Origin of the sequence: Pedobacter sp. SAFR-022, from assembly GCF_051965375.1 — a bacterium.
In the GTDB taxonomy this organism is placed as follows: Bacteria; Bacteroidota; Bacteroidia; order Sphingobacteriales; family Sphingobacteriaceae; genus Pedobacter.
The window spans coordinates 264,008-275,771 of sequence record NZ_JBQCME010000001.1; the positions used below are offsets into that span (position 1 = coordinate 264,008).

Here is an 11,764-nt window from a genome sequence, read left to right on the forward strand (position 1 = left end):
ATTAAACGACAGGTTTTACTTTATGGCCCTTCAATCCGTAAAAGAACACGATCAAAAAGCAGAATAATGGAATGATGTAGGCTATAGCGGTTGAATACTGATCGGCAAGCAGGCCCATAAGCACGGGCACAATGGCGCCACCAACGATGGACATGATCAGGAAGGAGGATGCTTTTTTGGTATGTTTCCCCAGATCCTTGATGCTTAAAGCGAAGATGGTCGGGAACATGATGGACATGAAAAAGAAAAGGCCCAGTAGCGCGTAAACCGAAAGCCAATGCTGCTGACTGATCACGACGACACTAAGGACCACGTTGATCAGTGCGTAGATCGCAAGCAATCTGCTCGCGGGAATGACCCGCATCAGGCTGGTGCCAACGAACCTGCCAACAGTGAATAGTATGAGTCCGATGGACAGGAATTTAGCTGCCGCTGCATTGTTGATATCCACGCCGCTTTCGGTGCAGTAGTTAATGAACAAGGCGGCGATGCCTACCTGTGCGGCCACATAAAAGAACTGGGTCACTAGTCCGAAGGTGAAGTTACTATGGCTGAACAAGGGTCTTTCGTTCAACTCCGCCGAACTGACGATCTCGGTTTCCTTGATCTCCGGCAAAGTGGTACGCATGAAAATACCCGCAACAACCAGCACCAGGATGCCGATGATCACATAGATCATCTTCACCGAATCCAGGTTATTGCTATCCGTTGTTGTGTTTTCGCCGAAGAAAAGGTAAGAGGCAATTACAGGGCCGAGGAAAGAACCTACCCCATTGAAACATTGGGAAAGGTTGAGCCTGGTGGTTGCGGTTTCCGGATCGCCAAGTACGGTGACATAGGGGTTTGCCGCGGTTTCCAGACATGCCAGTCCGGAGGCCAGGATAAACAGGGCCAGCAGGAAAAGGTTAAAGCTGGACGCTTCAGATGCCGGGTAGAACACGAAGGCGCCAAAGGCATACAGCAGGAGCCCAAGGATAATGCCCCGCTTGTATCCGTAGCGGTTCATGAACAGGCCTGCAGGTAGCGCAACGATGAAGTATGCGCCAAAATATGCGGCCTGTAATAAGGTAGAGCGACTTTTCGTGATGTTTAAGGTTTCCTGGAAATGTTTATTTAACACGTCCAGCAGTCCATAAGCAAAGCCCCACAGAAAAAACAAAGAGGTGATCATCACCAGGGGCAACAGGTATTTGGTTTTAGTCATTGGTTTATATTTGGTTGGTTTTGTTTTTTCCGTGTGCTATTTCATGCTTTCAATTTAATGATTATTGCATTGTTTAGTGGTTCTTAGTGCATCAGCCATTCGGAAGGCAGGTCAACTGGTGCCGAGCCATTCAGGCTGTATTTCAGCTTCAGCGTGTAACCGCCGCCACCTTCCACGAAGTCGAGGGCTATAGGCTGCAAGCCTTTCTTCAAAGCTGCCTGTCCGCTTTTCTCCATCGGTGGGTGCCAGCCATCGTTGTTCACCGTTTCCAGTGGCCCGACTTTCAGGATACCACCGTCATCACAAGTTAAGTAAAAACTATAAACCCCGTCTTGCGGAATGTTCAGGTAACCGCTAAACTTTACACCGAACGAGTCTGCAGTGGCTTCCTTCGGCACTTCAACTTTGGTTACGGTGTAGGTCGCTGCCGGTTGCCCCTTCATCAGCGTTGCACTTTTATAGGCTCCGGGGTAGTACGCGCATTGCAAGCCAGGTTTAACACTCCCAACCTGGGCTGCTGCTGCCAAAGGCTGTTTACTGTATTCCAGTTTGTAGATGTCCCCGCGGATACCGGTTTTGCTGAAGGCTGCGAGTTGAACCTTCAGGTTTTCCCTGATGACCAGTGGCTTGTTCAGTTCAGTGGACTTTTCTGTTGGCTGGCTTCCATCTGTGGTGTACCGCAGCGTGAGTGTTGGCATTGGTTTCCTGGGGTTCAAAGTGGTTACGTCTGTGAAGACATTCTTCTCCACCAAACCTTCAATATCTGGTAAACGGTAATTCACCTTTAGGGCTTCCAGTCGCGGGAAGTGTTGCGTTAAACGTTCCTGGTAGCTTTTGTAGAGTTCCTTGTTCGTCCACAAGCGCTCCGCCAGGGCGGTCATTCGAGGGTAGATCATGTATTCCGCACGGTTTTCCGAGGGGATCTTTTCCGCCCAGGTGTTCGCCTGTGCGCCGATGATGCCTTTTGCTTCCGCAGCAGTTAAACCCTTAGGTATTGGATTGAAGTGGTACACATTGTACACGGAGGTATGGTCTGGATCGGCGTCAAAGTACAGCGGGTTGCCTGGCGACATGATCACCTTATTGCCATTCTTCGCTGCTTTCACTGGTGCATTTGGCACCCAGGAGCGCCAGTACATCACCATGGCGGTGGAGCTGATCCCGTCTTCCAGGATCTCATCCCATCCGATCAGCTGGCGACCTTTCGAGTTGAAATACTTCTCCATGTGATTGATGAAATAGCTTTGCAGTTCGGCGGAGGTCTTCAGTCCGTGTCTGGCCATAAATTCCTTGCAGACAGGTGATTTCTCCCAGCTGCTGCGATCCACTTCGTCGCCACCAACATGGATGTACTTGCTTGGAAAGATGTCGATGATCTCGGAGAAGATGTCCTCTGCGAATTTGAATACATCGTCAGAGCAAGGGCTGATCGGCGTGGTGAATACTTCATTCCACTTGTTCTCCCCTGCACCAACCAGAAATGGGTAGCTGTTGATGGCCGCCATCATGTGGCCCGGCATATCGACTTCGGGAATGATGGTAATGTGTTTTGCTGCCGCATAGGCAACCAGTTCTTTCAATTCTTTTTGGGTGTAGAATCCGCCGTATTGTTGCTTTCCCTTCCTGTTCACGATAAATCTCGGATCAATAACGAAGTCTGGGTTCTCTTTGGAGCGTTCGATACACAGGGAGTCCTGGTTATTAAAGCTTCGCCATGCACCTTCTTCGGTGAGTTTAGGATACTTCTTGATCTCCACGCGCCAGCCCTGGTCGTCGGTCAGGTGCAAATGGAACTTGTTGAATTTGTATAAGGCCATCAGGTCGATAAACTTATGCAGGTAATCCATGGAGAAGAAGTGCCGGGAGACATCCAGGTGCATGCCACGCCAGTCATAGGCCGGCTGGTCGGCAATTTTAAGGACAGGGATGTTCAGGCTTTTAGCGAATCCTGCTTTACCTTCATTTGCAGGTAACAGCTGTCTGATGGTTTGCACCGCACGAAACATGCCCGCGGGTTCCTTGGCTTTCAGCAGCACTTCATTAGCGGTAACCTCCACTTTGTACGCTTCAGGAGCACTGATCTGCGGATCAAACTGTAAACGGAACAAGCTTTTGCCAGTTTTGGAATTGCCAAGCGCTTTACCCAGGTACTGCGCCAAAAGTGCATTCAGCTGTGCCGCTTCATTTGCAAAGCGCTTATCTTCTGTACGGATGCTGCTGGAAAGGCTCAGGGTAAAATTACCCGTACCCATGCTTAGTGCTGTAGGGTACGGGATTAGGGCTATTTCTGTTTGTTCTTGAGCATGTAAAGGGCTGGTGATGGTGCTGCCAGCCAGGGCTATGGCTAATAAAAATCGAAGTTTAATGCGCTTCAATGGGGTATAATTCATTCTTTATATTAAGTGGTGTAGATAATTGAATGGCTTAAGGTAATTGATTTAGTACGATAATTTCGAATTTCCTAATTTGCCAATTGAATACGGATAAATGGTTGTGTATTCTCTTCAAGAATATGTACAAAACAAACATGATACATGGCTAGAAAAATAAGTGAACAGTTGAAGCATGATCCGTCGGATGCACAGCAACAGTTTAAAGACGTGAATATCAAGCTTTTCTGTTGCAGATACTGGATTTTAGACGAGTGGGAATGTAATGATCTGAGTGTACCTTTCTGGCGCATCTACCACAATGCGGTGTCCGGTTCAACCATCACCTACTCGGGTCAGCGTTTCGCCCTGAATGAAAACGTCATACTGATCATTCCGCCGAATACCGCTTTTGCCAGCCGGCTGAAACACCGGCATAACAATGAGGATGAGTCCATCAAAGGCAGGAAGTTCCGTGCTGATGATGATACGGCCAGGCTGCAGGCGCTGCAACAAGTGGATCACCTGTTCATTCACTTTTCCCTGGGGTATCCGCTCGACCTTGCGAATACAGGAATTATTCAGTTAAACCTGAATGAAACCACACGCACACTGCTGGACAGCATAAAGGCGGCCTGTATTGCGGATTCGATCACCAACTACCAGGAAGGACTGCGGGCGAAGATGCTGATCTCCCACTGCCTGATGCAGCTGCCGGAAACGGCCTGGGCTTCGGGTAATACGGATTACCGGATCCTGAAAGCAATTAAGTACATTGAGCAGCACTTTCATACCAGGCTGTGCAATGAAGTGCTGGCAACGCAGGCCAATATGGCGACGAACTCCTTCGCGCGCTTGTTTAAAAACTGCACCGGCATGCCGATGCAGCAGTATATTCTGAGGCTGAAAGTACAGGCTGCATGTAACCTGCTGCACCACTCACAAAAATCCTTTGATGAGATTTCTTATGAATGCGGCTTTTCCGACAGGCACCATTTCTCCAAGATCTTCAAGAAGGTGTTAAAGATGAATCCTTCAAGTTACAAGCGTCAGCTGATGTTAAATTAACGATCGGGTTTTTTAGCGTCCAGGGTTAAGACTAATTATCTTTATGCGGCTCTGGCCATTTGATGTTCGAATGATATAGCCTATTTTTTAGATCGATGAGATATTCTTATTTTCGGTAACTAAATGACTATCTAAATTAAACGCCTCATATGAAATCAAGGACCTACCTTGTGCTTTTCTATTTGTCAATTTTACTCACGACATTTTACGCTTGCAGCCAGAGTAATGAACCCCAGAAGTATATAGGTACAGCTTTGGATCCTCATGCTGGCGCCTCTCCTATTGACACAACAAAATTCAATGCAGAATATCTTCATTATAGCACTGTGAAAATTAATGGTGTTTTGCCCCTGGAGAGCAAATATGAGCAGTTTTTGGAGGAATTTGGTAAGCCGGACAGTGTTGTAAATAACCCCGAGTACGACTGTCAGGTTTATCCCGAGCCTTATCAATACGTGTATCTAAAAGGAAGTATGTTCTACTTGGTTAATGATAGCGCCAGGTTCCAGTGTATAGACTTTCGCAAGCAGCCTGACCTTGAACTTAAAACACCTGCAATCACGCTAAATGGCGAGACCACACTTGAGGATATGCAGAAATTATTTCCGAAATCAGTACGCAAAATCAGAAGTATTGAAGATCCAAGCAGCCCCCATTTAAGATTTGTGGATCTTGGTGCATCTGCACCGATAACTGATGAATGGTGGATTCTCTCTTTTGATGGAAACAAGCTGGTCATGGTAGAATTATATTCTCCTTGTTGATTTATTGCTTCTTTTTTACCAGCAGTACATGCTCGTGTTCGAGTAGCAGGTACCCCATTTCATAGCAGAAATAATAACAGGCATTTTTCTCAGTCTTATAGATGCTAGTGAAACACTGGAAATCGAAGCCTTGAGCCAGCAATTCTTTCCGGCTTACCTTGGCTTTCCCCTCGGGGTTTAATGCTAAAAGGATCTTACGGTTGCGTTTCAGCCTAAGGTTGATCTGTTTAACGTAATCTGCTTCGCTGCTGCTGAATTTAGCATGATAGGTACTTCTGCAGGCATCGTCACAAAACTTCTTGTCCGTACGACCAGCAACAGGCAGGCTGCAATTCAAACATAACTTCTTTTCCATGAAAGGCAGTATATGCAAAATGCTGCCTGGAGTGGTAATGTTTTTATTAACGGTAGTCTTGTTCCATATGGAACTTCCCTTCTAAGCGGATGTCTCTGGAACTTGCACCAACCATTACTTTAAAACTGCCTTTTTCCACCACAGGTTTCATCGAAGCATCATAGAGCATCAGATCTTCCTTTGTAAGCGTAAACTCAACCCGTCTACTTTCCCCTGCTTTAAGTTTTATTCGCTCGAAAGCTTTTAGCTGCTTTAGAGGCACTACCGTGGATGCCTTTTCATCGTGGAGGTAGAGTTGAACAACCTCATCACCAGGTACTGCGCTCGTATTGCTGACTTCAACACTAACTTCTACCAATGGGGTTTTCGCTGAGCTAGCACCTTGTCCTTTCATACCTTGCTCCAGGGATTGAATTTGCAAATTCTTGTAAGCGAAGCTGCTGTAACTTAAACCATGTCCAAAGCCGTAAAGCGCATCTGCAGGACCTTCTACATAGGCATGTTTCTGTTGATTCCTGTCGTTATAATACACTGGCAGCTGCCCCACGTGTCGTGGTATGGATATCGGCAATCGGCCGGCAGGATTGTAATCACCAAAAAGCACATCCGCAATGGCGTGCCCACCTTCCTGGCCCGGGTACCAGGCATAGATGATCGCATTCAGGTTTTCGGCAGGCCAGTTCATGTTTAAAGGGCGCCCGCCAATGAACACCAGGACCACCGGCTTTCCTGTTGCCGCCACAGCCTTAAGCAGCTCCAGTTGTTTGCCCAGCAGATCGAGTGATTGGCGGTCAAAGCCTTCCCCACTTTCCATGTCACTCAGCTGTTCAGATTTGCCAGAACTCACGGTGGCAGCGCCGGTGCTGATGTATTCCGTCTTGAAATCACGTGCACTGGAGCCACCCAATACCAGCACCGCTACATCGGATGCCTCAGCAGCCTTCACCGCAGCGGTAATATCCACATCGCTGGTGTCACGGATATCGCAGCCTTTCACGTAATTTACTTTCACGTTTGCCGGCAATTTCGCTTTGATACCCTCCAATGGAGTGACAATGTTATCCTCCGCCTGCGGCGCGGTATAATCGCCAAGCTGATTGTATATATTATTAGCATTCGGACCTATTACGGCGATAGATTTGATCTGCTTGCTGAGTGGCAGGGTCTGCTTTTCATTTTTCAGCAGGATCATCGATTCCTGTGCAACTTGTCGTGCGACTGCAATAGCAGCCTGGTTACGCACCTGTTTTTTCGCTTGACCTGGATCTACATAGGGGTTTTCAAATAGCCCCATCTGGAACTTCAACTTCAGCACCCGCTTAACCGCTTCATCAAGCCGGCCCTTTTCTACGGCATTGCTTTTTATGGATTCTCCCAGCTTTGCATATGCCGTGCCGCCAAGGTCATTATCCACACCCGCATGAAGTGCGAGTGTGGCAGCTTCTGCTAAAGAGCCAGCAATGCCGTGGTTACCTGCAAGTCCATTCACACTCCCCAGATCGGACACCACGAAGCCTTTGAAACCCCATTGCTCCCGCAGGATATCTTTCAACAGGAATGGATTTGCGGTACAGGGTACCCCATCAATGGCATTGTAGGCGGTCATGATGGATAATGCACCGGCTTCTACGGCAGCCTTAAAGGGCGGCAAATAGCTCTGATACAACTCCCGCAGGCCCACACTTACCGGTCCGCCATTGTGCCCGCCCTCCGGTACGCCATAGGCCGTGAAGTGCTTTAGTGTAGAGATCACGTTTACTCCGCTGCCGATGTTACTGCCCTGAAAGCCTTTTACCATAGCAGCACCCATCATGCTGTTCAGGAAGGGATCTTCGCCATAGGTTTCTTCCACCCGCGACCACCTTGGCTCTCTGGCCAGGTCTAGCACCGGCCCGTAGCCAATGTGCCCGCCTTGTAGCCGTGCTTCCCGGGAAATTGTTTCTGCCATCCTGCCGATCAGCTTTGGATTCCAGGTGCTGCCCTGCCCAATGGCCGTCGGGAACACGGTGGTACCAATGGCCATATGCCCATGCGGACATTCTTCCGCGATGAAAATCGGGATGCCCAAACGGGAATGCTCCAGGTTATATTTCTGCAACATGTTTGTCGCCTGTGCCGCGGTAAAAGGGTTTAGTCCTGTGGCCAGGGTTTTCTGCGTCCATGGATCCGCCCGCAAGGTTGCCCAAAGATTACCAACCTTATGCTCGGCCAACGCCTTTTTGAACTTCTCCGAAACGCTGATCTTGTCGCCGGACTTATCGTACATCTCCCAACCCAGATGCGTCACCAGCTGCCCTAGTTTTTCCTCCACGGTCATCCTGCCGATCAGGTCCTCTACCCGCGCATCAACAGGCGCCTTCGCATCTTTATACAAAGGCTTTTGCTGCGCAGCAGACCAGCAGGGCAAAAGATTAACGACAGTGAATAGGATCAGGGGAGCAAGGCGGGTTCGGGTGTTCATAAGATAGGTTTTATTCGAAGTACTTATTGCTAATTCAATTTATTGGAGATGGAAGCGCGCTTAAAGCATAAAGATGCCAACAAGCAGCACCACATAGTTGCAGGATTGACTACTTTGCCTGGTAGGAAAATGCGAGGGCGCCAAAAAGATCAGGGTTATTCTTCAATGACTCGGGTAATTGAACCCTTACCACCTCATCTTTTAGCGTCCATTTAACTGCTTTGCCGGTATTCAATAGTGTTACAACACTGCCTTTCGCAGGCGGGTTGCCTTTCCAGCTGATCATTTTCCCAGGCTTACCAGAAGCATCCAGGCAGTGAATAGCATATTTCATGTGCCCATCCTTGCTTTGGCTGAACCAGGTGTTTCCATCCACATAATCTTTGGTGATGCGTGTGCCATAAATAGCCTTACCGTTAACCTTTAACCAGCGACCGATCTCTTCCAGTCTGGAAACGGCTACGGCCGGCAGTAATCCGTCGGGCTGAGGTCCCACGCCCAAAAGCAAACTTCCACCTTTCGCCACCACTTCTGCCATTGCTTTGATCACCGCTGATGCCGGTTTATACTGGTCGTTCTTTACAAATCCCCAGGCATTGCCCAAAGTCAGGCAGCTTTCCCAGGGATGGTCCAGCTGTTTCTCCGGGATCTTCTGCTATGGTGTTTGGTAATTTTCATAAGGACCATGCACGGTGCGATCTACCATCAGTAAACCAGGCTGCTTGGCTCTGGCCATCTGGGCGATCTTCGGCATATCGATCTGCTGGTCCCATTCGGGGATGGCAGCACCCCAGCTGCGCACCTCGTCGTTTACGGTTTCCAGCGGACGCACCCAACCGCCATCAAGCCACAGGATATCAATGGAGCCATAATCGCTCATCAGCTCCGAAAGCTGGTTGTGCGTGAAGGTTTTAAATTGATTCCAGCGCCATGGGTGTTTACGGATATCGTAATTGGTGTTGCGGTCCGGGGTCGCGTATTTGGACCACCAGAAGTATTGGGAATGCCAGTCCGGCTTGGAGAAATAGGCACCGATCATGAAGTCGCGCTTGCGGAAAGCATCGAAAACGTGTTTGGCAACATCCTTCCGCGGGTTCGTCGCAAAAGGTCCTTTGGCAATGCTGAAATCAGATTGTTTGGTATCGAACATGGCAAAGCCGTCATGATGTTTGGTCGTAAACACCATATACCTCATGCCGGCATCTTTACCGGCTTTCGCCCATTGTTCCGGATCAAACTTCAGCGGATTAAATTCCTTACTTAATCCCCAGTACCACTTCTTGTAATCCTCATACGCTATGGTACTGTCACGCTCGATCCAGGGTTCTGAGCAAAGCTCCCAGGACTCAATGATACCCGGAACAGCATACAATCCCCAGTGGATCAGCATGCCGAACTTCTGGTCCTGCCATTGATCCAGCTTCTGGCGGACTTCAGGTTCTTTTGGCCATTCGTAAGTGCTGCTTTGCTGATGCACACCGTTCTGTGCCTGCGCCTTGCCATATGCTGAGAGTGCTAAGAGTAAGAGTAGGTAGGTTCTAATCCGCATGGAGCTGTTTTGGTTGTTGATGTATGATTTATTTTAAGGCTGATGAATCTATTTCCGGATCCCGAGCTCGGCAACTGTAATGCCTTTACCATCCAGACTACGTTTCCCGACAAAGCGGATGTAACGCGCTTGTACCTTTTCCTTCAAACTGATCACCTGTTCTATCGGATTTGCCCGAATGTTGGAGAACTCGCCTGAAGCAACCTCCCTGTAAGTTTTACCATCTTCACTTACATAGAAGCTAAACTGATCCGCAACGCCATCTACCTTTTTGTCCTGTCTCGGCAAATAGGTGAATGCAGAAATCCCGACAGGGAAACCAAGGTCAATATCAATACTGGCAGGCTTAAATTCAGTAGTACTTTCCGCAGTCCAGAGGGTAACAGGATTACCGTCTATGGCGTTTTGAGCCTGATCACCTGCAGCAGGAGCAATTATTTTCCAACCGCTTTTACTTACCTCAGCAGCGTTTGTAACCGGCGCTGAAGCCATCTCCTTAGACTTTGGTTCCATATACAGACCGAAATCGCTCAGGGCAATGCTCACTGGAGATTTGCTGATGGTTAACCGCAGTTGTGTTGCTTTCACAGGTTCCGCTAAACGGATCAAACGGTTCGCCCCAATGCTTGTTGCTGCACCAATCTTCTCCCATTTATTATTCCGCATGGCTTCGACTTCCACAGCTTCAATGCGCTGTCCGAGTTTTATATTTTCTCTCAGGCGGATCACGTTAAAGGTCCGCTCTTCCGGCAGCACCATGGTCAATGTCGGCGTATGTACCGCATCATCGGTGCTCCAGTAAGAATAGCGATCCTCATCCAGCAGATTTGCAGGGCCGAACCTGGCGGCACCTTTTGCCCGGATGTTCGATGCTTTAAGCGTTGCACCTTTTGCCAGGTTGGTTTTAAAGGTTTCACGCACTAAGTCGCCAAAGCCTTTTAAGGCATTCACATCGGTATCATCCAGCAGCCCATCGCGGTTTGGAGATAAACCAAGATCCAGGTTTGCACCACGGCCAACGCTCTTGTAGTACAGGTCCATTAAGACAGCAGGCGATTTCACCTGATGGTTCTGGCTGGCGTGGTAAAACCATCCCGGACGCAGGGAGACATCCGCCTCTGCAGGCATCCAATATTTACCATTTCTTGTGCCTTCAATACCTCTGAGGTGCTGCACATAGCCATTTGCTGGGGTTTTGCCTGCATCTGGTGCCAGCGGCGTATAAGTTGCCCAGCTGGTTTCCCCCGCATGTCCTTCCTCGTTACCCACCCAACGTACATCCGGCCCTACGTCTCCGAAGATTACCGCAGCGGGCTGCATCTTCCTGGTAATGGCCCAGGTATTCGGCCAGTCATAATAGGTGGTCCGGTCGATCTTGCGGGTTTCATTCGCCCCGCCATAATAGCCATCGCCACCATTGGCACCGTCATGCCAGGAGATGAACAGCTTTCCGTAGTTGCTGTACACTTCACGGAGCTGCTCACGATATAGCTCCAGGTATTTCGGTGTGCCGTAATGTGGACTGTTGCGGTCCCATGGAGAAACGTAAACCCCCAGCTTCATGCCCAGCGCATCACAAGCTTCACGATATTCCTGCAGCATATCACCTTTACCATCCTTCCAGGGGGTATTGCTGATGTTGTGTTCTGTGGTCTTCGTGGGCCAGATGCATAGACCGTCATGGTGCTTGGCAACCACAACCACACCTTTGAATCCTGCGGATTTGGCTGCCGCCACGATCTGTTTTGCATCAAACTTCACCGGATTCAAAATCTTGGGATCTTCATCCCCAAAACCCCATTCCTTGTCTGTATAGGTGTCTACACCGAAGTGAATCAGTGCATACATCTCCATTTCGTGCCATTCCAACTGTGCAGGTGTCGGTAAAGCACCGTAGGGTTTGGGTGGCGACTGGCTGAAGCCAAGTAGACTAGACATGCATAGCAGCGAGGATACGCAGAGGGATTTTGAAAATGTGGTTCTTTTCATGCTTA

At 48.9% G+C, this 11,764-nt stretch carries 7 protein-coding genes and 1 pseudogene; 2 read left to right on the forward strand and 6 right to left on the reverse strand.

Annotation, left to right across the window (positions count from 1 at the left end):
* Position 1: 1 nt before the first annotated feature.
* Together fucP and ACTHQF_RS01205 are read right to left on the reverse strand one after the other, a co-directional pair.
* Complete coding sequence (gene fucP / locus ACTHQF_RS01200; protein WP_440428016.1) at positions 2-1,204, reverse strand: L-fucose:H+ symporter permease; 1,203 nt, start codon at positions 1,202-1,204, stop codon at positions 2-4.
* Positions 1,205-1,287: 83 nt separating this feature from the next.
* Positions 1,288-3,594 (reverse strand): family 20 glycosylhydrolase, encoded by a 2,307-nt coding sequence (locus ACTHQF_RS01205; RefSeq protein WP_440428018.1) that lies wholly within the window; start codon positions 3,592-3,594, stop codon positions 1,288-1,290.
* Positions 3,595-3,738: 144 nt separating this feature from the next.
* Between ACTHQF_RS01205 and ACTHQF_RS01210 the strand changes: the two genes are divergently transcribed.
* Positions 3,739-4,641, forward strand: coding sequence for a helix-turn-helix domain-containing protein (locus ACTHQF_RS01210; protein WP_440428020.1), 903 nt, complete (start codon positions 3,739-3,741; stop codon positions 4,639-4,641).
* A gap of 149 nt (positions 4,642-4,790) precedes the next feature.
* On the forward strand, positions 4,791-5,405 hold the full coding sequence (locus tag ACTHQF_RS01215) for a hypothetical protein (RefSeq protein ID WP_440428022.1): 615 nt from the start codon (positions 4,791-4,793) through the stop codon (positions 5,403-5,405).
* A 1-nt stretch (position 5,406) separates the two neighbouring features.
* Here ACTHQF_RS01215 and ACTHQF_RS01220 read toward each other — a convergent pair whose 3' ends face one another.
* From ACTHQF_RS01220 to ACTHQF_RS01235, 4 genes and pseudogenes are all read right to left on the reverse strand, one after another.
* The gene (locus ACTHQF_RS01220; protein WP_440428023.1) at positions 5,407-5,760 is read right to left on the reverse strand and encodes a hypothetical protein; all 354 of its coding nucleotides are present in this window, start codon (positions 5,758-5,760) and stop codon (positions 5,407-5,409) included.
* A 46-nt stretch (positions 5,761-5,806) separates the two neighbouring features.
* Positions 5,807-8,221, reverse strand: coding sequence for a glycoside hydrolase family 3 N-terminal domain-containing protein (locus tag ACTHQF_RS01225; RefSeq protein ID WP_440428024.1), 2,415 nt, complete (start codon positions 8,219-8,221; stop codon positions 5,807-5,809).
* 109 nt (positions 8,222-8,330) lie between these two features.
* Positions 8,331-9,770: pseudogene (locus ACTHQF_RS01230) on the reverse strand (alpha-L-fucosidase).
* A 48-nt stretch (positions 9,771-9,818) separates the two neighbouring features.
* The gene (locus ACTHQF_RS01235; RefSeq protein WP_440428026.1) at positions 9,819-11,759 is read right to left on the reverse strand and encodes an alpha-L-fucosidase; all 1,941 of its coding nucleotides are present in this window, start codon (positions 11,757-11,759) and stop codon (positions 9,819-9,821) included.
* Positions 11,760-11,764: the final 5 nt, after the last annotated feature.